Annotated in this window: 19 protein-coding genes and 1 pseudogene; 14 read left to right on the forward strand and 6 right to left on the reverse strand. The window is 61.8% G+C overall.

What is annotated here, in order from left to right; translation table 11 throughout:
- The first annotated feature begins 61 nt into the window (after positions 1-61).
- The gene (gene ggt / locus B0G73_RS00245; protein WP_106276845.1) at positions 62-1795 is read left to right on the forward strand and encodes a gamma-glutamyltransferase; all 1734 of its coding nucleotides are present in this window, start codon (positions 62-64) and stop codon (positions 1793-1795) included.
- Between the two features lie 133 nt (positions 1796-1928).
- Here ggt and B0G73_RS00250 read toward each other — a convergent pair whose 3' ends face one another.
- Positions 1929-2966, reverse strand: coding sequence for a S1C family serine protease (locus B0G73_RS00250; RefSeq protein ID WP_106276847.1), 1038 nt, complete (start codon positions 2964-2966; stop codon positions 1929-1931).
- A 247-nt stretch (positions 2967-3213) separates the two neighbouring features.
- On the opposite strand from B0G73_RS00250, the gene B0G73_RS00260 reads away from it, so the two are divergent.
- Both B0G73_RS00260 and ppk2 read left to right on the forward strand, forming a co-directional pair.
- Positions 3214-3612, forward strand: a complete 399-nt coding sequence (locus B0G73_RS00260; RefSeq protein WP_106276851.1) for a VOC family protein — start codon at positions 3214-3216, stop codon at positions 3610-3612.
- A gap of 156 nt (positions 3613-3768) precedes the next feature.
- Positions 3769-4695, forward strand: a complete 927-nt coding sequence (gene ppk2, locus B0G73_RS00265; protein WP_106276853.1) for a polyphosphate kinase 2 — start codon at positions 3769-3771, stop codon at positions 4693-4695.
- Positions 4696-4805: 110 nt separating this feature from the next.
- Here ppk2 and B0G73_RS00270 read toward each other — a convergent pair whose 3' ends face one another.
- The gene (locus B0G73_RS00270) at positions 4806-6392 is read right to left on the reverse strand and encodes an inorganic phosphate transporter (RefSeq protein WP_106276854.1); all 1587 of its coding nucleotides are present in this window, start codon (positions 6390-6392) and stop codon (positions 4806-4808) included.
- A gap of 207 nt (positions 6393-6599) precedes the next feature.
- Positions 6600-7202, reverse strand: a pseudogene (locus B0G73_RS00275) (short chain dehydrogenase); the annotation flags it as partial.
- A 257-nt stretch (positions 7203-7459) separates the two neighbouring features.
- Between B0G73_RS00275 and B0G73_RS00280 the strand changes: the two are divergent.
- The gene (locus B0G73_RS00280) at positions 7460-8341 is read left to right on the forward strand and encodes a CHAD domain-containing protein (RefSeq protein ID WP_106276858.1); all 882 of its coding nucleotides are present in this window, start codon (positions 7460-7462) and stop codon (positions 8339-8341) included.
- A gap of 41 nt (positions 8342-8382) precedes the next feature.
- Here the strand turns inward: B0G73_RS00280 and B0G73_RS00285 are convergent, their stop codons facing one another.
- Positions 8383-9423 (reverse strand): VTT domain-containing protein, encoded by a 1041-nt coding sequence (locus tag B0G73_RS00285; protein ID WP_106276860.1) that lies wholly within the window; start codon positions 9421-9423, stop codon positions 8383-8385.
- Between the two features lie 292 nt (positions 9424-9715).
- On the opposite strand from B0G73_RS00285, the gene B0G73_RS00290 reads away from it, so the two are divergent.
- Positions 9716-10630 carry a DMT family transporter gene (locus tag B0G73_RS00290; RefSeq protein ID WP_106276862.1) on the forward strand — a complete coding sequence of 305 codons (915 nt, stop codon included), beginning with the start codon at positions 9716-9718 and terminating at the stop codon, positions 10628-10630.
- A 33-nt stretch (positions 10631-10663) separates the two neighbouring features.
- On the opposite strand, the gene folE is transcribed toward B0G73_RS00290, so the two are convergent.
- Together folE and B0G73_RS00300 are read right to left on the reverse strand one after the other, a co-directional pair.
- Complete coding sequence (gene folE, locus B0G73_RS00295; protein ID WP_106276864.1) at positions 10664-11302, reverse strand: GTP cyclohydrolase I FolE; 639 nt, start codon at positions 11300-11302, stop codon at positions 10664-10666.
- 121 nt (positions 11303-11423) lie between these two features.
- On the reverse strand, positions 11424-12353 hold the full coding sequence (locus tag B0G73_RS00300) for a LysR family transcriptional regulator (protein WP_106276866.1): 930 nt from the start codon (positions 12351-12353) through the stop codon (positions 11424-11426).
- Between the two features lie 382 nt (positions 12354-12735).
- Here B0G73_RS00300 and B0G73_RS00305 point away from each other — a divergent pair, with 382 nt between their 5' ends.
- The 9 genes from B0G73_RS00305 (at position 12736) to B0G73_RS00345 (ending at position 24072) form a co-directional block, all read left to right on the forward strand.
- Entirely contained in the window at positions 12736-13443 is a 708-nt protein-coding gene (locus B0G73_RS00305) for a 3-oxoacid CoA-transferase subunit A (RefSeq protein ID WP_106276868.1), read from the forward strand.
- A gap of 13 nt (positions 13444-13456) precedes the next feature.
- Positions 13457-14107, forward strand: coding sequence for a 3-oxoacid CoA-transferase subunit B (locus B0G73_RS00310; RefSeq protein WP_106276869.1), 651 nt, complete (start codon positions 13457-13459; stop codon positions 14105-14107).
- Positions 14108-14209: 102 nt separating this feature from the next.
- Positions 14210-15589: a 3-carboxy-cis,cis-muconate cycloisomerase gene (locus B0G73_RS00315; RefSeq protein WP_106276871.1), complete on the forward strand. Its 1380-nt coding sequence runs from the start codon at positions 14210-14212 to the stop codon at positions 15587-15589.
- Between the two features lie 5 nt (positions 15590-15594).
- Entirely contained in the window at positions 15595-16386 is a 792-nt protein-coding gene (gene pcaD, locus B0G73_RS00320) for a 3-oxoadipate enol-lactonase (RefSeq protein ID WP_106276873.1), read from the forward strand.
- Positions 16383-16778 (forward strand): 4-carboxymuconolactone decarboxylase, encoded by a 396-nt coding sequence (pcaC, locus tag B0G73_RS00325; protein ID WP_091806734.1) that lies wholly within the window; start codon positions 16383-16385, stop codon positions 16776-16778. Before pcaD ends, pcaC begins: the two co-directional genes overlap by 4 nt.
- Positions 16779-17231: 453 nt before the next feature.
- A complete protein-coding gene (locus B0G73_RS00330; protein WP_106276875.1) occupies positions 17232-18482 on the forward strand; it encodes a glycosyltransferase in 1251 nt (416 codons plus the stop codon).
- On the forward strand, positions 18469-19317 hold the full coding sequence (locus B0G73_RS00335; protein WP_181196465.1) for an ABC transporter permease: 849 nt from the start codon (positions 18469-18471) through the stop codon (positions 19315-19317). The genes B0G73_RS00330 and B0G73_RS00335 overlap by 14 nt, the downstream gene beginning before the upstream one ends.
- The gene (locus tag B0G73_RS00340) at positions 19307-20725 is read left to right on the forward strand and encodes an ABC transporter ATP-binding protein (protein WP_106276877.1); all 1419 of its coding nucleotides are present in this window, start codon (positions 19307-19309) and stop codon (positions 20723-20725) included. The genes B0G73_RS00335 and B0G73_RS00340 overlap by 11 nt, the downstream gene beginning before the upstream one ends.
- Positions 20722-24072, forward strand: a complete 3351-nt coding sequence (locus tag B0G73_RS00345) for a glycosyltransferase (protein ID WP_106276879.1) — start codon at positions 20722-20724, stop codon at positions 24070-24072. Before B0G73_RS00340 ends, B0G73_RS00345 begins: the two co-directional genes overlap by 4 nt.
- Positions 24073-24154: the final 82 nt, after the last annotated feature.

The raw sequence follows: 24154 nt of genomic DNA on the forward strand, positions 1-24154 counted from the left end.
ATGTTATAAACCCTCGAGATATCTGTATTCATCGGATAAAAGTCGTCTTGGGGGATATGCAATGAAGTTGTTCCGCAACGTTAAATCGTCGGCCAGCGGATTCGCGCTGGTCGCACTCGTCTCTGTTTCCACCGGCTTTCTCGAAGCCACGCCGGCAATCGCCAAGCCGCCCGCGAAAGCCCAACCGGCTGTCCTCACTGCCTCCGCCATCGCGGTCGCGGACAAGTTCAGCGCCGACGCCGCCGAGCAGATATTCAAGGAAGGCGGCAACGCCGTCGACGCAGCCGTAGCAATCGCCTTCACGCTTGCCGTGACGTATCCGGAAGCGGGCAACATCGGCGGCGGCGGTTTCATGACGCTCTATGTCGACGGCAAGCCCTACTTCCTCGACTATCGCGAGCGTGCACCGCTGGCCGCAACCAGAAACATGTATCTCGACGACAAGGGCGAAGTCATCAAAGGCATGAGCCTGTACGGCTACCGCGCGGCCGGCGTGCCGGGCACCGTGGACGGCATGTGGCAGGCGCAGCGCCGCTTCGGCAAGCTCAAGTGGAAGCAGGTGCTCGCGCCGGCCATCCACTACGCGCGCGACGGTTTCGAGGTCAGCCAGCAATTACAGGAACGCCGCGACGATGCCGCGAAAGAGTTCGCCGGCAAGACCAACTTCGACACCTACTTCGGCAATCTGAAGCAGGGCGTCAACTTCAAGCAGCCGGATCTGGCCGCTGTATTGCAGCGCATTTCGGATCAGGGCGCCAAAGACTTCTATCTGGGCAAGACGGCCGATCTGATCGCGGCGTCCATGCGCGGTCACGGTCTGATCACCAAGGCCGATCTGCAGCAATACAAGGCAGTGTGGCGTGAGCCGATCCAGGCCGACTGGAACGGCTATCGCGTCTACACGGCGCCGCCTCCGAGCTCGGGCGGTATCGGTCTCGTGCAGCTGCTGAAAATGAAGGCCGACCTTGCGCCCGACTTCAAGGACGTCACGCCCAATTCCGCTCAATACGTGCACCTGATCGCGGAAATCGAAAAGCGCGTGTTCGCCGACCGCGCGCAATACCTCGGCGATCCTGACTTCTACAAGGTGCCGGTCGCGCAATTGACCGACGACGCGTATATCGCCAGGCGCGCCGGCGAAGTGAATCCGAACGCGCCTTCGGACACGAAGAGCATTCAGGCCGGCCTCGGCACGTCGATGCCGGAGAAAGCGGAAACCACGCACTTCTCGGTGATCGACAAGTGGGGTAACGCCGTGTCGAACACGTACACCATCAACGGCTATTTCGGTTCGGGTGTGGTGGCGGACCGCACGGGCATCGTGCTGAACGACGAGATGGACGACTTCTCCGCGAAGCCGGGCGTCGCGAATATGTTCGGCGTGGTGGGCAGCGACGCGAACGCGATCGAACCGAAGAAGCGGCCGCTCTCCTCGATGAGCCCGACGATCCTGACGAAGGACGGCAAAGTATCGCTCGTGATCGGCACGCCGGGTGGCTCGCGCATCTTCACGTCGATCTTCCAGGTGATCAATAACGTCTACGACTACAACATGCCGCTGCAGCAGGCTGTCGCCGCGATGCGTTTCCATCATCAGTTGTTGCCGCCGAACACGATCTTCTGGGAGCCGTATAAGCCGATCGACGGTGAGCTCGCCAAGCAGATCGAAGCCAAGGGTTACACGCTGAAGGGGCAGGATTTCAGCGGCGATATCCAGGCGATCAAGATCAACGGCGATACGCCGGAAGCCGCGGCCGATCCGCGCGGCCGGGGCGTGACGCGCGTGATCCAGTAAGCGTTTTTATTGCGGGGCATGGGCAGTGCATCTTGAGTTGAGATGCGCGGCTTTTTAGCAGAAAGAGAAAGCCTCGCGTTCGTTCGAACGCGAGGCTTTTTTGTGCTCGCAGAACATGCACGCCGCTGTTGCCTCAGCTAACCTGCTCGACCGGCGTCAACGTCAATTCGAGCCGCTGCGCGCCGCGCAACACCGTCACATTGACCGGTCTGTCAATGCGCGATGCGTCGAGCGTGCGCTGCAAACTGTCCACATCCTGCACGGCCTGCGTATCGATCGCGATGATCGTATCGTCGGTGCGCAGGCCGCCGAGCGCGGCTGGGCTGCCTTTGACGATCTCCATGACATGTACGCCGCTTTCCGAGCTCAAGCCGAAATAGCGCTGCACGCGGCGCGACAGTGGCCTGGTGGTGCCCGCCACGCCGATATACGCGCGCCGCACGCGGCCATGCGCGAAGATCTGCATGATGACCCACTTGGCGGTGTCGATCGCGGTGGCAAAGCAGATGGCTTGCGCGCCGGGAATGATCGCGGTATTCACGCCAATCACCTGGCCCGCCGAATTGATCAGCGGACCGCCCGAATTGCCGGGATTAAGCGCGGCGTCGGTCTGGATCACGTCGTAGATCATGCGCCCCGAATTCGAGCGTAGCGAGCGGCCGAGCGCCGACACCACACCGGTCGTGACCGTTTGCGCGAGGCCGAGCGGATTGCCGACCGCAATCGCAATCTGCCCGACGCGCAGCTTCGACGACTCGCCGAGTTCGACATGCGGCAGCGGCTCCGGCGAGCCGATCCGCAAGACGGCCAGATCGCTGCCGGGATCGTCGCCGACCAGATCGGCGTCGAATTTCGCGCCGTCGGCGAGCGTCACGGTAATGTGGGTGGCGCCGTGCACGACGTGACTATTGGTGAGCAGGTAACCATCGGGCGTGAACAGAAAACCCGAGCCGGTGCCGCCGCGCGAACCGCGGCCGGACGGCTCGCCGGGCAGGCGCCGTTCGACGGCAATGAAGGCGACGGCTTGCTGGACGCGTTCCAGCGCGCCGATCACGGTGCGGGAATAGGCGTCGAGCAGGGCGTCGTCGGAAAAAGGATTGAGTGTCTCGGGCCCGGGGGCGTCGGATGCGGCGCGCGACAGGTCATCGACGAAGCGTGGGCGGCTTCCCATAGCGATGCTCCGGATAAACGGAATGGGAGATGCGGGGCGCCGCGAAGGTTTTCAAGTGGCCGTGAGGCGCGCCGTGGCGGCGCGCCCTGTGAGACACTTTGCGAAGCCAGCGAGCGCCACAGCCACAGCCACAGCCACAGCCACAGCCACAGCCACAGCCACAGCCACGGCCACAGCCACAGCCACAGCCACGGCATGCACCGTGCTGGGCAGATGACACGTCTGGCATGCCAAGGAGAGAGCCGCCATGAACTCAGCCGCCACATCAGCCTCGTCGAGCCGGCCCACGGAACCGCAAATTGAGTCGATCAGCGCCATCACGCTCGCCACCCGCGATATGCCGCGCGCCGTGCTGTTTTATGAAGCACTCGGATTTCCGATGAAATTCGGCGGTCCGCAGGAGGCTTTTACATCGTTTGCGTTCGGCGGTTCGTATCTGAACCTGATCGTCGATACGCGCGCGCCTGTCGCCTGGTGGGGCCGCGTGATCATCTATGTCTCCGACGTCGACGCGCTCTATCGCAAAGCGCTGGCGGCGGGGCTGAAGCCGTCGCTCGAACCGTCCGACGCGCCTTGGGGTGAGCGCTATTTCCACATCACCGATCCGGACGGCCACGAACTCAGCTTCGCGAAACCGTTGCGCTAGCGCCGGGCGGCCGGGCGAAACTCGCTATCATGGGCGTTGACAAGGCACGCAGCCGCTGTGGTAACACGGTTGACACCTGACGCTTCGATAATCGAGCGCGTCCGCGTCGCGTTTGCCGCCGCGCGCCTAACCATTTCCGTTGCCAGGAGAGCCGCAATGAAAGAGCAGGATCCGAGACCTGAAGCCGAATTGATGGCCGAGCGGCAGCGCCGTTTCGAAGAAGACCTGATCGACGCCTACGACGAAGAACTCGAGATGGAGGTCGACGACCGCATCATCGACGGCGCGGAGGGCTTCACGGCCGAGCATCGCGAGGCGCGCAAGATGTACTTCCGCGAGCTGTTCCGCTTGCAGGGCGAACTCGTCAAACTTCAGGACTGGATCGTGCAGACCGGCCACCGCCTCGTGGTGATTTTCGAGGGGCGCGATGCCGCCGGCAAGGGTGGCGCGATCAAACGCATCACGCAACGGCTCAATCCGCGGGTGTGCCGCGTGGCGGCGCTGCCGGCGCCGAACAACCGCGAACGCACGCAATGGTATTTTCAGCGCTACGTCTCGCATCTGCCGGCCGGCGGTGAAATGGTGCTGTTCGATCGCAGCTGGTACAACCGCGCGGGCGTCGAACGCGTGATGAATTTTTGCACCGACGAAGAATACGAAGAGTTTTTCCGTTCGGTGCCCGAATTCGAAAAGATGCTGGCGCGCAGCGGCGTGCAGATTCTCAAATACTGGTTTTCGATTACCGACGAAGAGCAGGAAATCCGCTTCCAGAACCGCATTCACGACCCGCTGAAGCAGTGGAAACTGAGTCCCATGGACCTCGAAAGCCGTCGCCGCTGGGAAGCCTACACGCAGGCCAAGGAAGTGATGCTGCAGCGTTCGCACATTCCCGAAGCGCCGTGGTGGGTCGTGCAGGCGGTCGACAAGAAGCGCGCGCGCCTGAACTGCATTAATCACTTGCTGAGCCAGGTGCCGTATCACGAGATCGAGCATTCGCAGATCGAATTGCCCGCTCGCGTCTATCACGACGAGTACAGCCGTCAGCCGGTGCCGGCTTCGATGATTGTGCCCGAGGTGTACTGATCGGCGAGAAAGTACGGTGCGGTGAAATGAAAAAGCGCGGAACGAACCGCGCTTTTTTCATGCCTTTTTCAGAAGCGGCGGCCGGTTGATGAACCGGCCGCCGCGTGAACTCAAAACACCGCCCGGAACACCCAGTACAAGCCGGCTGCCAGCGCGATCGAAACCGGCAATGTCAGCACCCAGGCCAGGACCAGGCTGCGCACCGTGCCCCATTGCAGGCCGGAACCATTGGCCGCCATCGTGCCCGCCACGCCCGAGGACAGCACGTGCGTCGTCGAGACCGGCAGGCCGTACATGTCGGCCGCGCCGATCGTGAGCATCGCCACCAGTTCAGCCGATGCACCCTGTCCGTATGTCAGATGCTGCTTGCCGATCTTTTCGCCGACCGTCACGACGATGCGCTTCCATCCCACCATCGTGCCGAGACCCAGCGCGATCGCCACCGCGACCTTCACCCACGTGGGAATGAATTTGGTGGCGTGATCGGTTTGCGTCTTGAAGTTGCCGATCGTTTTGGCGTCCTCCGGCGAGAATGCCGGCTGCTTGTTTTTGGCCATCAGGCGAATCGCTTCAGAGGCCACGTACATGTTGTTGCGCACGTTATCGACGATGCCTTGCGGCACCGCCGCCATCGAGCCCGACTTGCCGACCTGGCCGGCAATGAGGTCGGTCAGCTGCTGCAAGGCCGGCAGGGTGGCGGGCGTCAACTGGTGCGTGCGCACGTACGCTTCGACATCGGCGCGCGGATTGGCCGAGGGCGTGGCGCCCTGGGTGTACTTGGCGAGCGTCGCCGAGGTTTCGTGCGCGACGGCGAGGAAGGTCTGCGTTTCCGCGGGCGTCACCGCCTTGTTCAGCGCATAGGCCGTCGGCACCGTGCCGATCAGGATCAGCATGATGAGGCCCATGCCTTTCTGGCCGTCGTTCGAGCCGTGCGCGAACGACACGCCCGTGCAGGTCAGGATCAGCAGGCAGCGGATCCAGAACGGCGGCGGCTCCTTGCCCTTGGGTTCGGCATACAGCGCGGGAACGCGCACCACCGCTTTCAGGATCAGCAGCAACAAACCCGCTGCGAGAAAACCGACCAGCGGCGAGAGCAGCAACGATTTGCCGACGCCCAGTGCCTGATTCCAGTCCACGCCGCTCGTGCCGTCGGTGCCGTGCATCAGCTGGTTCATCAGGCCGACGCCGATGATCGAGCCGATCAGCGTGTGCGAGCTCGACGACGGCAGTCCGAACCACCACGTGCCGAGATTCCAGATGATCGCGGCGATCAGCAAGGCGAACACCATCGCGAAACCGGCGCTGCTGCCGACCTGCAGGATCAGTTCGACGGGCAGCAGTTGCAGCACGCCGAAAGCCACCGCGCCGCTCGACGTCAACACGCCGAGAAAATTCCAGCTGCCGGACCACACCACGGCGAAGTTCGGCGCAAGCGAATGCGTGTAGATCACGGTCGCGACCGCATTGGCCGTGTCGTGAAAGCCGTTGACGAACTCAAAACCCAGCGCGATCAACAGTGCAATGCCGAGTAGCACGTAAGGCAGAACCGAGCTTTCGCGAACGGGTTGCAGATCGTCCAGTAAGTGCACAGCGCAATACACCGCGCCCACCAGAATCACTGCGAGGAAAATGACGAGGCTGATGTTGCGCCCCTTTCCGGCAGCAGTGCCTGGCTGTGGATACGAAAGTTCCGGCATGACGTGAGCCCCAGGGAGTTTGTCGGGAGTTTCCGATCCTGCGGGGCGTGTGTGTCGTAATGATGACAGTGGCGTGACGCGGCGGTGCGCCGTCGTGGCGCGCGAGCAGGGCGCGGCCACTGGCGGTGCGTCGCCTTCGGAGTACGGGTTACAGGTTGTCGGATGCGGATGCTCAGATGTCCGAAAAGGCCTGGCCCGCACGACCCGTCATGAGGCGGAGATCACTTCGCCGCTCGCGCCGCCACCGAGGCTGCGTTTGTAGGCCTGCGCGACCAAGGCAACAGGCACACCTTGCGACGGATCGCGGCCCATCGACTCGAGTGTCTCGGCGACCCAACCCGGGCTGACCACGTTCACGCGGGCTTTGCCGCGCAGTTCGAGCGCCGCCGAACGTGCGAACGCTTCCACGCCGGCATTCACGACGCTGACGGCCGCGCTGCCTTCCATCGGCTGCTGCGCGAGCGTACCGCTCGTCAGCGTGAAGCACGCGCCTTGCGACACGTGTGCCGCGCCGCAGCGCACCAGATTGACCTGGCCCATCAACTTGTTGGCAAGACTGAACGAGAAATCGTCGTCGGAGAGCGAGGCGAGCGGGGCGAACTTCGCTGCGCCCGCCGTGCAGACAACCGCGTCGAGTTTGCCGGCTTGCTGGTACATCGATTCAATGCTGGCTTTGTTCGACAGGTCCACGTGAAGATCGGAACCCTTGCGGCTCGCGGTGACGATGTCGTGTTCGGCGGCGAGCAGCTTGACCACCTCGCCGCCGATCAGACCTGTTGCACCGACAATCAGTATTCGCATACCAAGCTCCTGAAAGCTGTTCGTGTTTGCGCCGGTCTGGGTTGCGGCGCCAGTGCGCGGCCGAACGGCCTCGCGTCAGTTAAAGATAGTCGCTTCGTGGTCGCGATGTCGACGAACACAGAAAAAAGACCATGCTCGCTGCGAGGCGAGCGAGGCTTGCGTTGGATCATGCGTGCGGCCCGTCGAAGCGACACAGTCGTCACGTCAATTTTAGTTGGGCGCTTTTTTTGCTACTGTGTTGATAGGGTGTTCTCAAAGGGGCTTTGATGAAGCGCGAAAATCCGAAAGGCGAGAAACAACCCGTCGACAGCGACCCCGCGGTTAAAGCGCGCTCCGCGCAAGAGGCCTTCGCGTCGTATGCGGCGCCTCTTGTCGATCACGCGATCGAATACGCCAACGCGGTGCACGAAGACCCGTCGCCGGAAGCGCTGCACAAATTGCGTGTCTCGCTGCGGCGTTTGCGCTCTTTGTGGTGGGCCTTCGAGCCCTTGCTGGAGAAAGGCGAAAACACCCGGCAACGTGCGCTCTATAAGTACTTGGCCACGGCCGCCGGCAAAACGCGCGACTGGGACATTCTGATCGAATTGCTGACGCGCGAAGATAACGGCGCACGCAGCGGCGCGAGCGAGATAGCGCCCAAACTCAAGGACGCTCGCGGCGCCGCGTTGACGACGAGCCGCGAGACGCTCTCGAACGCCGACGTCAAGCATCTGCTGCGTGAAGCCTTGTCCAGTGCGTCCAAAGAACTGAATACCGCACATGAACGCATGCCGCTGCAAAAATTCGCGAACCAACGCGTGGCCGCTTCAGAGCGCTCGTTGAAGAAGCGGTTAAAACGAGCGCGGCGTGCGAAGCGCTCCAACTACATTGCCTTCCACAATGTGAGGAAGGCGGGCAAGAAACTGCGCTATCTGCTCGAGTTTTTCGAACCCGTCCTGAGCGGCGGCCGCAAACGCACCCTCAAACGTTTGAAGCAGATCCAGAAACGTTTCGGTACGCTGAACGATGTGGTCGCAAGTGAGATGTTGCTGCGCGACAATACGACCTTGCTCGCCGGCGTCGGCGATCCTGAAGCGGCGCTTCACTGGCTCGGCAAGGAGCGCAAGCGCCGGATGCGTTCGGCGGCCGGACTGCTGCGCAAGCTTTAATCCTGCTACGGCGGCGAGGAGCTCGTCGCGACCGGCGCGGCTCAGGCGCCTTGCGTGCTGCGCGGCGCGAAACCGCGCAACGTGATCGCCCCGAGCGCTTCGCCGCGCGATGCCGGCGGGCGGCCGGCGGTGCCCGACTCGTCGATCAAGGCAAGCGGTTCGACCGGAAAGCCGCGCCGCTGCCAGGCATCGAGGCCGCCCCGTAGCGCGCGAATCCGCGTGTAGCCGTTATCGCGCATGCGTTGCGTGATTTCGAACGCGGTGGCGCTGTCCGGGCAAATGCAGTAGATCACCATGTCGTGCGCCCGCAGCGCCCCGTCGATCTGCTCCCGCGAATGCGGATCGAGCGCGAGCGCGCCGGGAATGCGGCACGGCGCTTCGAGCGAGGGCGCCTGCGGACGGGCATCGAGCACCTTGGGCGGTGGCGCGAGCCGGCGCCAGCCGTCGGCGGCCGCTTGTGCCGCCGCGGCGTCCCTGAAGCGGCGGCGTTCGCGTCGTCGTTGCTCCAGACGGAAGGCCAGATAGAGCAGTGCGGTGGCCAGCAAAATGTCGATGACTGTGCCGCCACGCGCTTTGACGAATTCGAGCAGCATATGCAGCTGCCGTTCCGCCGCGGCGCCGCCTAGCAGCCAGAAGGCAGCCCACGCGAGGGCGCCGGCGAAATCCCAGACCGCATAGATGCGGACGTCGACGGCGGTCGTACCCATCAGCGGCGGCGTGACGAGCGCGAGTCCGGGGACGAACTTCGAGATCGACACGAGCGGCACACCGAAGCGCTCGAACAGCGCGCGCGCCTTGTCCACTCTTGAATCGACGGCGGGCGAGAGCCGGCCTAGCGCCGCGATCAGCTTGCGGCCATACAGGCGGCCGGCCGTGAACCATGCGCCGTCGCCGATCAGCGCGCCGAGCACGGCGGCGCCGAGGACCGGCCAGAACGACAGCGTGCCGGCGGCAATCGCGGATCCCGCGAAGAGCAGCATGGGCACCGCGGGGATCGGTACGCCGAGGCGCGTCAACAGAACGTTGAGGAACACGACCGCGCCGCCCCAGGTCGACACCGCCGAAGACGGAAATGCTACCAATTGAGGAGCTCCTGTTTTTTGCGGTTGAGCCGGCGTGCTTCCGGGGTTTCTACAGACGGTTGCAAAGCGTGTACCCGAACGGCCTGCCGGCGGCTGCCACGTGAGCGGCGCTCCGTTCGTTCAGGATACTCGATGGATTTGCCACCGGGCCAGCATTGACGGCGTCATCGTGAGCGGGCTGACCTGGTTCATTGACTCGCTTATTGCGTTGCCTTGTTTTGCAATTTCGTTCAAGACCGCCGCTTGTCGTGCCTTTACTCTGCGTGCTCGATCCAACCAACAGGACAGCACCATGAACTCGCGGTATGCCGGATATCTGTTTTGCGCGCTGGCGATGGTCGGCGTCGGCAGCACGGTGGTGGTCAGCAAATCCATCGCGGCCGGACTGCCGCCATTCAGCGCGACCGCGTTGCGCTTCGCGATTGCCTTTCCGCTGTTCGTGCTGGCGATGCGCTGGCGAGGCGTGCGCTGGCCGCGTCTGGACCGGCGCGATACGCTGCTCGTGATCGCCCAGGCGGGCGCGGGGAGCGTCGGCTATACGGTATTGCTGATCAGCGGGATGAAACTCGCCTCGGCTGCCGACGCCGGGGTGATTGCCGGCACCTTGCCCGCCGTGTCGGCCGGCGTCGCCATGCTCGCGCTCGGTGAGCGCCCCGCGCCCGCGTTGATCGGCGCGATCCTGCTGGCGACGGCGGGCGTGCTCGCGTGCACCATGCACACCGTGCATCCCGGCGAATTCGCCGCGCCGCATATGGCCAGTTCGCTGGCGGGCAACGCGCTCGTGTTTCTCGCGATCGTCTGCGAGGCGTTGTTCATTCTGCTCAATCGCAAGCTGCGCACGGCGGTGGCGCCGTTGCCTCTGTCGGCGCTGATGTGCGGCATCGGTTTCGCGGTGGCGATCGTGCCGGCCTGCTTCGAAAAGCCGTGGGCCTTGCCGGTCGATGCGAGCGCACTCGGCGGCGTGCTGTATTACGCGCTGGTGCCGACCGTGCTGGGCTTCGTGCTCTGGTATGCGGGCGCCGCTCGGTTGAGCGGCGCCGAAGCGGGCTTGATGACCGCGCTCGTGCCGGTGAGCGCGGTGGCATTAGCTGCGATGGTGTCGGGCGAGTCCGTCAGCGCGGCGCAACTGGCCGGTGTCGCGTGCGTGCTGGGCGCGGTGTTGCTGGCCACTTTCGGCCAGCTGCGCGTGAGGCGGAGCGTGGCATGAGGCAGGCATGCCACGCTTGCGCGCAACCTGGGTCTACGTATTGGCGACCGCCATCACGCCCGGATTGCCGACGATCGACAGAAACTCGCGACGTGTCGACGGATCCGTGCGGAACGTGCCGAGCATGCGTGAGGTGACCATTGTCACGCCGGCCTTGTGCACGCCGCGCGTCGACATGCATTGATGCGCGGCTTCGAGAATCACGCCGACGCCTGCCGGTTGCAGCACTTCGTTCAAGGTGTCGGCGATCTGCACCGTCATCTTTTCCTGGATCTGCAAGCGTTTGGCGAACGCATCGACCAGTCGCGCCAGCTTGGAAATGCCGACCACGCGATGCCCCGGCAGATACGCCACGTGCGCGCGTCCGATGATCGGCACCATGTGATGTTCGCAGTAGCTTTCGAAGCGGATGTCTTTCAGCACGATCATTTCGTCGTAGCCGTCCACTTCGGAGAAGGTGCGGGCGAGGATTTCGCGCGGGTCGACCTGATAGCCCGCGTAAAACTCCTCATAGGACCGCACCACGCGCGCCGGCGTGTCGATCAGGCCTTCACGCGCCGGGTCGTCGCCGGCCCAACGCAACAGCACGCGAACCGCTGCTTCAGCTTCCTCGCGGCTCGGGCGCTCGGTTGTGGTTATCGGTTTGGTTTTCTTCGCCTTGCTACTGGTCATCCGTCGCTCCTACGGGATCGCGCGTCGACTCTGTACGGAGCGCGCGGGTTCAATGAGTGCGGCCATTGTTCCATGTTTTGCAGCGTGTCGTGCCGATGTCCCTGTGTGCCGTCAGGGCAGCTCATTTGGGCCATTCGTCCAGCGCGTCGTTAAACAGTTCGGCCACCACGCTGCGCAGCCAGCTTCCACGCGGATCGTTATGAAACTTGCGATGCCAATGCTGGCGCAGATCGAAATGCGGCAACGGCAACGGCGGCTCCACCAGCGTGATCGACGCATGCTCCGACACGTACGCGAAGCCGATCGCATGCGGCACGGTGGCGAGCAGATCGGTGCGCGCGAGGATGAACGGCAGGCTCATGAAGTGAGGCGTTTCGAGCACGGCGCGGCGCTTGATGCGCTTCTTCTCCAGGTACTGCTCGAGCACTTCCTGGCTGCGTCCTTCCGCGCGCACCACGGCATGACCCGACGCCACGTACTGCGCCAGCGTGAGCGGCGCCTTCGCCAGTGGATGTTGCGCGCGCATCAGGCAGATGAAGCGATGCGTGAAAAGACGCTGCTGGAAGAAGTTATTGCCCGCCAGGTCGGGGAAATAGCCGATCGCCAGATCCACGTCGCCCGATTCGAGCCCGCGTTCCACCTGCGACGGCGAGACCGTCACCGAGCGCAGATTCGCAAACGGCGCGCGCTCAGCGAACAGTTGCAGGAGCCGCGGCAGAAACACGATCTCGCCGACGTCGGAGAGCGCGATGGAGAACGTATGGGTGCTGGTGGCCGGGTCGAATTCCTGCACGTCGAGCATGCCTTTCTCGATGCGCGAAAGCGCGTCGCGCGCGGCGGGCAGGATGGCGAGCGCGCGCGGCGTCGGCTCCATGCCTTTGGACGTGCGCACGAACAGCGGATCGTCAAAGTACTCCCGCAACTTGCCAAGCGCGGTGCTCACGCGCGGCTGGCTGACGCCGAGCTGCTCGGCCGCGCGGCTGACATTGCGCGTGTCTTCCATCGCGACGAGGTAGGGGATCAGGTTCAGATCCAGGTTTGTTTCAGACATGCTCGATGTCCTGCAGCGCGGAAAACGTATTTGATAAGTGGATAGAGGTTAGCCCAATAATCTCGTGTTTGGATAGTGCGGCTCTTCGCCCCGACCGGCCGACGCCAACAACAAACCGCCATGTCACGCAGCGAGAACCTATGATTAAGGGGAATTCCCTGCCTTGACAACCTGCACGATGGACTACCATAATCGCCTCAGCGTTCGCTAAACGAATCCATGTTCATACAACGAACAAATTTGAAGCGAGCAAACCAACGGCGCCAGCTTCGCATCGCACTTGGCGAGCCGCCGCCAGCATTGGCCGGAGACCGTCCCGCTCAAGCCCTGCCCGCATGGCAGCAAGTCTGACGGCACGCAGCGCCTTCAAAGGAAATTCGACATGATCAACAAGATTTTCGAGTCACTTCAATCGGCGGTCGCCGATGTCAACGACGGCGCAACCGTCATGATCGGCGGCTTCGGCACGGCCGGCATGCCGTCGGAGTTGATCGACGCGCTGATCGAACAGGGCGCGCGCGAACTCACCATCGTCAACAACAATGCCGGTAACGGCGATATCGGCCTCGCCGCGCTGCTCAAAGCCAAACGCGTGCGCAAGATCATCTGCTCGTTTCCGCGCCAAAGCGATTCGTACGTGTTCGACGCGTTGTATCGCGCTGGCGAACTCGAACTCGAACTGGTGCCGCAGGGCAATCTGGCGGAGCGCATTCGCGCGGCGGGTGCGGGCATTGGCGGCTTTTTCACGCCGACCGGCTATGGCACCAAGCTCGCCGAAGGCAAGGAAACCCGTCTGATCGACGGCCGGCATTACGTGCTGGAGGCGCCGCTGCATGCGGACTTCGCGCTGATCAAGGCGTATAAGGCCGATCGCTGGGGCAATCTCACGTATCGCAAGACGGCTCGGAATTTTGGACCGATCATGGCCAGTGCGGCGAAAACCGCGATCGTGCAGGTGTCGCAAGTCGTGCCGCTCGGTGAACTCGATCCGGAAAACATCGTGACGCCCGGCATTTTCGTGCAGCGCGTGATCGAAGTGCCGCAAGCGGCCCACGCCCCGATGCCTAATCCTCACGACGCTGCCGCCTGATTCGGAGACCGACATGAAAAAACTGACCCGCGATGAAATGGCCAAGCGCGTTGCGCTGGATATCCCCGAAGGCGCGTACGTGAACCTCGGCATCGGCGTGCCGACGCTGGTGGCCAACCACCTTGCGGCCGACAAGGAAATCTTTCTGCACAGCGAAAACGGCCTGCTCGGCATGGGCCCGGCGCCCGCCAAAGGCGAGGAAGACGACGAACTGATCAACGCCGGCAAGCAGCACGTCACGCTGCTCAAGGGCGGCGCATACTTCCACCACGCGGATTCGTTCGCGATGATGCGCGGCGGCCATCTGGATTTCTGCGTGCTCGGCGCCTTCCAGGTGTCGGCGAGGGGCGATCTGGCAAACTGGCACACTGGTGCGCCCGACGCGATTCCGGCAGTCGGCGGCGCGATGGATCTGGCGATCGGCGCGAAGCAGGTGTATGTGATGATGGAGCACCTGACCAAGCAGGGCGAGAGCAAGATCGCCGCTGAATGCTCATACCCGGTGACGGGCGTGGGTTGCGTCAACCGCATCTATACGGATCTGGCAATGATCGATGTGACCGACAAGGGCCTCGTGGTGCGCGAGATTTTCTCGGACATCGATTTCGACGCATTGCACAAGCTGACCGGTGTGCCGCTGATCGACGGCACGCAAGCGGCTTAACGCGGCTTAACGCGCCCGTAACGCACCACGCGACGCCGGCCCGCATGCCGGCGTCGCGTGGCGTAAACTCAATCACCGACACCCTCGATCATCGACGTCATCATGCTCGACTCCAGCGCCCGTCTCACCGGACTTCTTTGCGGCACGCAGCCGATGAACGACATCTGGGCGCCGCGCGCCACGCTGCAACGGATGCTCGACGTGGAAGCGGCGCTCGCGCGCGCTTCGGCCGCGCATCGAGTGATTCCTCAAACGGCGGTGGCCGCGATCGAAGCCGCTTGCCAGGCCGACCAACTCGACGCCGACGCACTCGCACGCGACGCCGCCCTCGGTGGCAATCTCGCGATTCCGCTCGTCAAGCAACTCACCGCGTGCGTCAAGGCAGCGGACGCGGAAGCATCGAAATACGTGCATTGGGGCGCCACGAGTCAGGACATCATCGACACGGCGACGGTGCTGCAACTGCGCGACACCTTCGATCTGCTCGACCACAGCCTGCAAGCCACTTGCGACGCCGTGGCGGAACTTGCGGCCACGCATCGCGCCACGCCGATGATCGGCCGCACCTGGTTGCAGCAGGCGCTGCCCATCACGCTCGGCCTGAAATTCGCGCAATGGCTCGACGCGCTGCTGCGTCATCGCGAGCGGCTCGATGCGTTGCGCGCGCGCGTGCTGGTGCTGCAATTCGGCGGCGCGGCGGGCACGCTGGCGAGCCTGCGCGATGCCGCGCCGCAAGTCACGCAATCGCTCGCTGAAGAACTCGGCCTTGCCGTGCCGACGCTGCCGTGGCATACGCAGCGCGATCGGATTGCCGAAACGGCGTCGATGTTCGGCATGCTGATCGGCACACTCGGCAAGATCGCGCGCGACATCTCGCTGCAGATGCAAACCGAAATCGACGAACTCGCCGAACCGGCCGCGGCCGGCAAGGGCGGTTCGTCGACCATGCCGCACAAGCGCAATCCGGTCGGTTGCGCCGCCGTGCTGACGGCCGCCACGCGAGCGCCGGGGCTGGTCGCCACGGTATTCGCCGGCATGGTGCAGGAGCACGAACGCGCGCTCGGCGGCTGGCAAGCCGAGTGGGACGCGCTGCCGGATCTCGCGCGTCTCGCGGGCGGCGCGCTCGCCAACATCGAACAGATCGCAACGGGGCTGAACGTCAACGTGCCGCGCCTTGCCGCCAATCTCGACGTCACGCATGGCCTGATTCTCGGCGAAGCGGTGATGCTCGCGCTCGGCGACAGCATCGGCCGGCTCGACGCGCATCATCTGGTGGAGCGCGCGTCGAAAGCCGCGATCCGCGACGGCCAGACGCTGTTCGACGTGCTCGCCGCGGACCCGGCCGTCACCACGCATCTTCCGCTCGAGCGCCTGAAGCAACTGCTCGATCCGGCTCAATACGTCGGCCAGGCGCACGCTTATGTGGACGCCGCGCTGGCACTTCACACCACGCGCTCGCAGCGCGACCATTCCAGGGAGTAACCGGCATGCCTTACGCCGCAGTCAATGGCACCGAGCTTCACTACCGAATCGACGGCGACCGTCACGGCAACGCGCCGTGGATCGTGTTGTCGAATTCGCTCGGCACGGATCTGTCCATGTGGGCGCCGCAAGTCGCGGCGCTGTCGAAACATTTTCGCGTGCTGCGCTACGACACGCGTGGTCATGGCCATTCGGAAGCGCCGAAGGGCCCGTACACGATCGAACAACTGACCGGCGACGTGCTCGGCCTGATGGATACGCTGAAGATCGCCCGCGCGCATTTCTGCGGAATTTCCATGGGCGGCCTGACCGGCGTTGCGTTGGCGGCGCGTCACGGCAACCGGCTCGAACGCGTCGTGCTGTGCAATACGGCGGCGCGCATCGGTTCACCCGAAGTGTGGATCCCGCGCGCCGCGAGAGCGCGCACCGAAGGCATGCGCGCGCTCGCCGATGCCGTGCTGCCGCGCTGGTTCACGGCTGACTACGTCGATCGCGAGCCGGTGGTGCTCGCCCTGATTCGCGACGTGTTCGTGCATACCGACAAGGAAGGCTACGCGTCGAATTGCGACGCCATCGACGCGGCCGACCTGCGCCCTGAAGCGCCGGGCATCAAGGTGCCGGCGCTGGTGATCAGCGGCACGCACGATCTGGCCGCGACACCGGCGCAAGGGCGCGAACTGGCACAGTCGATTTCCGGCGCGCGCTACGTGGAGCTCGACGCCTCGCACATTTCCAACATCGAGAAAGCCGACGCTTTCACGAAGACTGTGATCGACTTCCTGACGGAGCAGAAATGAACGACGAAGATCGCTATGAAGCCGGCCTCGGTGTGCGCCGCGCGGTGCTGGGCAGTGCGCACGTCGACCGGTCGCTTGCGAACCGCACTGAGTTGACGGAAGAGTTTCAGAATTTCATCACCCGCTACGCGTGGGGCGAAATCTGGACGCGTGACGGCTTGCCGCGCCACACGCGCAGCCTGCTGACCATCGCGATGATGGTCGCGCTCAATCGCAGCGAGGAACTCGCACTGCATCTGCGCGCCGCGAAGAACAACGGCGTGACGCGCGAGCAGATCAAGGAAGTGCTATTGCAAACCGCGATCTATTGCGGCGTGCCGGCGGCGAATTCGGCGTTTCACCTGGCCGACAAATTGTTCCGCGAAGACGACGCAGCGGCAGCTCAGCCGTAGGCATGCAATCGCGATGGCGCGTCAGGCAGCGTGCAAATGCACGCTGCTTCTGAACATCGACGATGTCTGATTTCATCCAGCCTGCAATGGGCTGTGATAAGAATGCCAGGTATTCCATGGCGTTCGACCTGCGCGCCGCGCAGCGTGGGATCTGACCGTAGATCTCACAAGTCTTTATCTCTTGTCGAATTCCCTGACGTTTTAGTACGTGCGTTCCTACAAGAGTTCCGCATATTCCTACCTGAATGCCATCCCTTTCGTAGAGTTTTTCCGCTGCGTTGGCTTTAACATGAACGGCAATTCGCGTCGGATAAAATATTCCAAATACATTTCGGATTCCTATAGGTGAGGACCATTTTATAAAGACGCTTCCATAATCTTGTCGGGCCATCAAATGAAGAAGGTTGCGGTAATTTGCGGAGCGCTGGCGTTCAGTCCGACTAGGGTGCGGCCATGAACTCGCGTGCGCCAATCGGCGCACAGGGCAGCGGCTTGATCTATTTCTCTTCGGTCCCGTTCGACAGCTACGCCCAGCGTCCACATTTCATGGCGTCGGCGTTCGCCGACCACGGTTTCGACAAAGTAATGTGGATCGACCCGTACCCAACCCGTTTGCCAACTTTCGCCGACTTCAGCCGGCTAGGCACACGTCCACCGGCGCCGTCGCATGCCAACGACTCGCGCATTCTGGTACTACGTCCATCCGCGCTTCCGATCGAACCGCTTCCCATGGCCGGCCTTATCAATCGCATCGTTGCGTGGAGGCCAGTGCTTGTGCAAGTGATCGAGTTCGCACGCGGGACGGAGCATTGCGTGCTCGCGATCGGGCGTCCTAGCAAACTCGCGGAATGGGCGCTGACTCACGTTCCGCACCAACGATCGTTCGCCGACATTCTGGACAATTTTCCAGCGTTTTATCGGGGAATTTCCCGCTGCGCGATGCGCATTCGGATGCGGGCGATCTGCCGGAAAGTCACCGATGTGTATTGCTCCTCGTCACAACTAGCGCTCGAGTTGAGCCCGATAAGACGAGACGCCGTGGTGGTTTTGAACGGCTATCGTACGGACAACCTGCCTCTGCCGTCCCCATCAGGAAAACGGAAATACATCGGCTACGTCGGCACGATCGGCGAGTGGTTCGATTGGCCGCTTGTGCGCTCGCTGGCAGCAGCCTTGCCGGATGTGCCAATACGGCTAATTGGCCCGGAATTTGTCGCTCGCCCGGCCGATTTGCCAGCAAATATCGAATGCCTGGGCGAACGGCCACAAGATGAGATCGCCGCGCTCGTAGGCGAATTCGCAGTGGGATTGATTCCTTTTCGGATCAACGATCTGACTGCGGGCGTAGATCCCATCAAGTTCTACGAATATCGTTGCATGGGAGTCCCTGTCTGGTCGACTCGGTTCGGCGAAATGCGCACGAGAACCGCTGCGGACGGCGTCCATCACATTGCCCACGATTCGATCTGGCAGCATCTCTGGGACGCCGCGAATCGGAGCGATCACGGTTTTCCGGGGCTTGCGGAATTTCGCGCCAATGTATCCTGGAGCAAACGGTTCGAGCCAATTCTTGCGCGCGCCCGCATGGCTTCGGCAGAGCGCGACGCCGCGCAACCTTTTGTACACGGCGGGTTTCCGGTCACGCGTGACAGCCACTCGACCCAGACCTCTCATCTAACTCGACAACACAATGGCAGAGAGTAGTTTTATAAAAAACGGGGTGGAGTTCACTCATCAGACGGCTCCGCGTGCGGTTGTCGCCGATCTGTTCGCGCACCGCCATTTACTGTTTCAACTTGTGCGCCGTGACATAGAAGGTCGTTATCGAGGTTCGCTATTCGGCATCTTTTGGGCGTTTCTCAATCCGTTGCTGATGTTGTCGGTCTATACGATCGTGTTCGGCGTGTTCCTTCACACACGCTGGGCCGGTACGTCCAGCAGCCTACAGTTTTCGGTCGTCCTGTTCGCTGGCCTGGTCGTGTTTAACTTCTTTTCCGAATGTGTGAATCGCGCGCCCGCATTGATTCCCAGTAACGTCAACTTCGTGAAGAAAGTGGTATTTCCGCTCGAGCTTCTGCCATGGGTGATCGTTGGTACGGCACTCTTCCACGCCTGTATCAGTCTGGCAGTGTGGACGGTGTTTTCGGCTTTCGTGTATGGCACGATCCATTGGACACTGGTGTTATTGCCGCTGATTTTCGTACCGCTTATTTTTTTGGTGCTGGGATTCAGTTGGATCATTAGTTCGCTTAGCGTCTACTTGCGCGACATCGGCCAGGTGATAGGCGTGTTAACGTCGGTCGTCATGTTTTTATCACCGATCTTCTATGCAATCGAGTCGTTGCCCAAAGCATTTCAGACGTTGTTGCACGCTAATCCGCTGACCTTCATCGTCGAGCAGGCGCGTCAGGTCATGATTCAAGGCGGCCTGCCAGATTTCGCTTCTCTAGCAATGTTTACCGCCGTCAGCGCCGTATTCGCGTGGCTGTCACTGCGTTGGTTCCAGAAAGCAAGGGACGGATTCGCGGATGTACTCTGAACCCACCATCACAGCTATGCAGAGGCCGGATGGCGAGGTTGCTATCCACATCGAAGACTTGTCGAAGCGCTTCGGCGTCTACCATTCGCCGCTGGAACGCCTGAAACACATCGTTTCGCCACGCAGGACAAAAGGCTTCAGCGAATTCTGGGCACTGAGCCATGTCGACCTGACTATCGCCCGCGGCGAAACGTGCGCGATCATCGGCCGCAATGGTTCAGGGAAGTCCACGCTGCTGCAGATTCTCTGCGGCACGTCACGCGGCACCTCCGGACGTGTCGCTGTAAACGGCCGGGTGGCCGCCCTTCTGGAGCTAGGCGCCGGCTTCAACACCGATTTCACAGGGCGTGAGAATGTCTATGTCAACGGCGCCGTACTCGGACTCTCGCATGCTGAGATCGATGAGCGCTTCGCTGACATCGAAGCTTTCGCAGAAATCGGCGATTTCATCGATCAGCCCGTCAAGACCTATTCGAGTGGCATGTACGTGCGTCTGGCGTTTGCCATTGCGATTCACGTCGATCCGCAGATTCTGATCGTCGACGAAGCACTCGCTGTCGGCGACGCGCGTTTTCAGGCGAAGTGTCTGAACCGAATCAAGAAAATGCAAGCCGATGGCGTCACGCTCCTGTTCGTGTCCCATGACATTGGCGCCGTTCGCACGCTATGCGAACGGGCGCTGTGGCTCGATCAAGGCAAGGTGCGGATGCTTGCCGACGCGTTTTCGGTGACGGCGCAATATAGCCAGTTTCTTTTCGAGGGCGCGGATGGTGCCGCCGACTTGACGGGCATTGAAAGCAGGCAGGAACCCTCTGTGGAGGGCAAAAGCGAGGCCTCGCAGCATGTGCTCGAACCAACCTCATTTCGCGAACCGGTACAGCCACATACCAACGTCAGCAGCGACGAACTGATGTTAGCGAAGCGGCCAATCAATCACTGGGGCAGCCACATTGGCTCGATTATCGAGGCGGGCATTTACAACTGCCGGGGCGAGCGGGCATCTGTTTTTCTTGATCGCGAGTTGATCGAAGTGAGGGTGAAATTCTGTCCGCCTTTGAACGCCGATTTGAGCACCATGAGCGTTGCTTTCTCGCTGAAGGATTTGCGCGGCACGGATCTGATCGTGTCGACGACGTGGGATCAGCGGCGGTTGAACTTCGACCAGGCAGGCGGCGCGGCGTGCGTAACATTCCGATTTCAGAATCGGTTGAACAAGGGCAGCTATTTACTGGCGGTTGCGCTGGAGGACCGGGCTGGCGTCACACCTCAATATTACGAGTACATCGAAGGCGCGCAATATTTTGCGTCTTTTGTCGAGGAGAACGTCTTCGGATCGTTCCTTGTCGACGTTGAGCAGACGCTTAAGCCGTCACGTAACGCCCATTCAGAAAAACGAGCATTTGTATGAGACAGGACACGATCAATAGCAATGCATACTGGGATCAACGTTTTAGCCACGATTGGGAAAGTAACGGTGGCCAGGAGCAAAGCCGTTTCTTCGCCGAAGTCGCGATCGAGGCGATGCCTCAGTGGCTTTCAAACGAGATCAAATGGAACAAGCTAACCGTTTGCGACTGGGGATGCGCGCAGGGTGATGGCACGGAAGCCTTGGCACAATCCTTATGTTGGGACGTGACCGGCATCGATTTCTCCGGGCCGGCAATCGAGACGGCGCAACAACGCTATAGCCGCGCCAGGTTCTTGCAGGAGAACTTGCTAGACAACCCCACGCGGCCACGATTCGACGTGGTCTTCTCTTCGAACACGCTTGAACACTTCGCCAATCCTTGGAGGGTGTTCGATCAGATAGCGGAGTACGCGTCGCGGTTCGTCGTTTTGCTGCTGCCCTATCGGGAGTTCAACCGGCATGCCGAGCATGAGGTCACTTTCGACGGGCGCAATATTCCGGTCGCCCCCAATCCTGCATGGTCTTTGGTGTATCACTCAGTAGTCGATACGCGGCTTCGCGAACCGAGCTATTGGCTCGGCGAACAAATACTGCTGGTCTTCGCCCGCACCGAATGGCTCGCGGCACGCCACTTCTCGCTGGCGGACCTGACGTTATACGAGACGCGCGAGGCGGCCCGCGCATGGGCCCTCGATTCGCGAAGAAGCCTCGAACATCCGTTTGCAATGGCCGAAGTGCATGCCGCGCGTGTCGGCGAGCAACTGCGCACCGTGCTTGCGGTCAAGGAGGCGCGGCATGCCAGAGAACTCGAAATTGCCTGTGAGGAATTGAGACGAGAACAGGCGCGCGCCGGCGACCTGGACGTTCAACTCATTGGTGAGCGAAGCCGTGCTGCGGTCGCGGAACAACGCATTGTGGTGGAGGAAGAGCGTGCGGCGCAGTTACACCTTGAGATAAACATGCTGCGGGCGCAACTGGAAACGACGCGCGCGCAGGCCGAAAAAGCGAAGTCGGCGGCTTCCCTGCAAGACTCGCTTGACGACGAGCGCGACAAGACGCGTCAGTTGTCGGAGGAAAACGCGACACTTCTCGCGAAGGCGCATCAACTGGAAGAGCGCTTACATTTTCTTCAGTATCGCGAGCGAGCGTTAGCGACCGAAATCAGCACTTTGCTCGCAACAAAAAGCTGGCGAATGACGGCGCCACTGCGCGCACTTCGCGGTTCCCCGGACTGGATGAAGCGGCGTTTACGCGATGTGAATTACGCCTATGTCCACGGCGGTGCGCGCAACGTGCTTTACCGGTCTGCCGGCTGTTTCGCCAAGCATCTTAAGCGATCGCGACAACAGCCCGCTGTCGTTTTGCCAGCCGCCTCATCCGCTGTCACGATGGCGACGCCCGTTACCACTGCCTCCGGCCCTGCGTCGGTAGTGGCGAGATCCTCCCCGCGCGCGCTGGCGGATGTCTTTGTATTCAGTATTATCGACTGGCACTTCCGGATTCAACGCCCTCAGCATCTTGCCCGGGAATTTGCGCGGGCCGGGCACCGCGTGTACTTCTTCTCGAATCATTTCGAGGATGCGAAGGAACCCGGTTTCTCGGTTGAGCAACTCGACGAGACGCTACCGCTCTATCAGATCAAACTCAAGGTCGACCAAGCCCCGGCTATCTATTTTTCCGTGCCCGCGCCAAAGGTTATCGAACAAATTCTGGAAGGGCTTCGGTTGTTTCGGCAATGGAGCGGCACCACGCGGTCGTATGCCCTGGTCCAACACGGATACTGGGCGCCGGTCGCCACACGCCTGCAGGCCGAATGTGTGGCCTATGACTGCATGGATCATCATGAGGGCTTCGGCAATGTGCCGCGTGAGCTGCTCGATCTGGAAGAAACGATGATGAGACGCGCCGACTTACTCGTGGCCACGTCTTCGTGGCTTGAAGACCACGCTCGTCAATACAATCCTCATGTCGAGGTGATCCGCAACGCCGGGCAGTATCAGGATTTCTGTCATCCACCGGTTGATCGCTTTGTGGACCGGCGCGGTCGCCGCGTGATCGGCTATTACGGCGCGATTGCCGAATGGTTTGATGCAGAGCTCGTGGCACGCGTCGCCGAGGAGTTTCCTGATGCGCTGATTCTGCTGGTCGGGGCCGATACAGCCGGCGTCGCGGCCCGGCTTAGCGTATTCACCAATGTGGAAATGGTCGGCGAAGTGCCCTATGCACGGCTTCCGTACTACCTGTACGCCTTTGACGTCTGCATGCTGCCGTTCAAGGTGATGCCGCTCACACTCGCGACCAACCCGGTCAAGATTTATGAGTATCTCGGTGCGGGCAGTTCGGTTGTTTCGATCGATCTGCCGGAGATGAAGCAGTTCGGCGACCTGGTGAGAATCGCAGCGACGCATGACGAGTTTCTGGAGCAAATCAGGCGCGCCGTCACCGCGTTGCCCGATGCGAAACGGATTGTGGACCAGCGCAAGGCATTTGCGGCCGGTCAGACGTGGGCCCACCGGGTCGAAAGCTTCCGCCGTGCTATCGACGCATTGCCGCGAGCCAAGGTCAGCGCGATCGTCCTGACCTATAACAATCTGCCACTAACAAAAGATTGTCTGGAAAGCCTTGAACAGCAGGACAGCGGCGTCGATCTGGAAATTGTTGTCGTCGACAACGCGTCAACCGACGGATCGGCCGACTACCTCGTGTCGTGGGCGGCATCGCGACCGAACGCAAAGCTCATCCTGAATGCGGAGAATCGTGGTTTTGCGGGCGGTAACAACGTGGGTCTTGCCGCGGCCACCGGCGATTATCTGGTGATTCTGAACAACGACACCGTCGTCACTCGCGGCTGGGCACGGCGCATGGTCAATCATTTTAGAAATCATCCGCGGCTCGGGATCCTTGGTCCGCTGACGAACAATATCGGCAACGAGGCCCGAGTCGAGACGAACTACGTTGATCTGCCGTCGATGCATCCCGAGGCCGCCGTGCTCACCGAGCCTAATCTCGGTATGTTGTTCGAACTCGACACGGTCGCATTTTTCTGTGCAATGCTGCCGCGCTCGACCTTTGAGCTGTGCGGTCCGCTATGTGAGGACTACGGCCTCGGTTTCTTCGAAGACGACGACTACTGCCGGCGCGTGCAGGCGGCAGGGCTGGTTGTCGGTTGCGCGGAGGACGTCTTCATCCACCATCATCTGTCGGCGTCGTTCAATCAGTTGGGGGCGGAGCGGAAGCGGCAACTGCTGGAAGCCAATCGCGCAATCTATGAATCGAAATGGGGCCCTTGGACGCCGCACCAGTATCGGCATCACGGTGCTAAACGTGCATGGCGTACATTCGCATAACAGCACCAATTGAATTTGCTCAATGGCTGAAGGGTATCGGCAGATACCCTGAACTCAAAATCGGAGCGTCAGCATCACTCGC

The organism is Paraburkholderia sp. BL25I1N1 (assembly GCF_003002025.1).
In the GTDB taxonomy this organism is placed as follows: Bacteria; Pseudomonadota; Gammaproteobacteria; order Burkholderiales; family Burkholderiaceae; genus Paraburkholderia.

What these genes read in the sequence shown, in the direction of transcription:
- ggt (WP_106276845.1), top strand. Translation starts at nt 62, where the DNA reads ATGAAGTTGTTCCGCAACGTTAAATCGTCGGCCAGCGGATTCGCGCTG.
- B0G73_RS00250 (WP_106276847.1), bottom strand. Translation starts at nt 2,966, where the DNA reads ATGGGAAGCCGCCCACGCTTCGTCGATGACCTGTCGCGCGCCGCATCC.
- B0G73_RS00260 (WP_106276851.1), top strand. Translation starts at nt 3,214, where the DNA reads ATGAACTCAGCCGCCACATCAGCCTCGTCGAGCCGGCCCACGGAACCG.
- ppk2 (WP_106276853.1), top strand. Translation starts at nt 3,769, where the DNA reads ATGAAAGAGCAGGATCCGAGACCTGAAGCCGAATTGATGGCCGAGCGG.
- B0G73_RS00270 (WP_106276854.1), bottom strand. Translation starts at nt 6,392, where the DNA reads ATGCCGGAACTTTCGTATCCACAGCCAGGCACTGCTGCCGGAAAGGGG.
- B0G73_RS00280 (WP_106276858.1), top strand. Translation starts at nt 7,460, where the DNA reads ATGAAGCGCGAAAATCCGAAAGGCGAGAAACAACCCGTCGACAGCGAC.
- B0G73_RS00290 (WP_106276862.1), top strand. Translation starts at nt 9,716, where the DNA reads ATGAACTCGCGGTATGCCGGATATCTGTTTTGCGCGCTGGCGATGGTC.
- folE (WP_106276864.1), bottom strand. Translation starts at nt 11,302, where the DNA reads ATGACCAGTAGCAAGGCGAAGAAAACCAAACCGATAACCACAACCGAG.
- B0G73_RS00300 (WP_106276866.1), bottom strand. Translation starts at nt 12,353, where the DNA reads ATGTCTGAAACAAACCTGGATCTGAACCTGATCCCCTACCTCGTCGCG.
- B0G73_RS00305 (WP_106276868.1), top strand. Translation starts at nt 12,736, where the DNA reads ATGATCAACAAGATTTTCGAGTCACTTCAATCGGCGGTCGCCGATGTC.
- B0G73_RS00310 (WP_106276869.1), top strand. Translation starts at nt 13,457, where the DNA reads ATGAAAAAACTGACCCGCGATGAAATGGCCAAGCGCGTTGCGCTGGAT.
- B0G73_RS00315 (WP_106276871.1), top strand. Translation starts at nt 14,210, where the DNA reads ATGCTCGACTCCAGCGCCCGTCTCACCGGACTTCTTTGCGGCACGCAG.
- pcaD (WP_106276873.1), top strand. Translation starts at nt 15,595, where the DNA reads ATGCCTTACGCCGCAGTCAATGGCACCGAGCTTCACTACCGAATCGAC.
- pcaC (WP_091806734.1), top strand. Translation starts at nt 16,383, where the DNA reads ATGAACGACGAAGATCGCTATGAAGCCGGCCTCGGTGTGCGCCGCGCG.
- B0G73_RS00330 (WP_106276875.1), top strand. Translation starts at nt 17,232, where the DNA reads ATGAACTCGCGTGCGCCAATCGGCGCACAGGGCAGCGGCTTGATCTAT.
- B0G73_RS00335 (WP_181196465.1), top strand. Translation starts at nt 18,469, where the DNA reads ATGGCAGAGAGTAGTTTTATAAAAAACGGGGTGGAGTTCACTCATCAG.
- B0G73_RS00340 (WP_106276877.1), top strand. Translation starts at nt 19,307, where the DNA reads ATGTACTCTGAACCCACCATCACAGCTATGCAGAGGCCGGATGGCGAG.
- B0G73_RS00345 (WP_106276879.1), top strand. Translation starts at nt 20,722, where the DNA reads ATGAGACAGGACACGATCAATAGCAATGCATACTGGGATCAACGTTTT.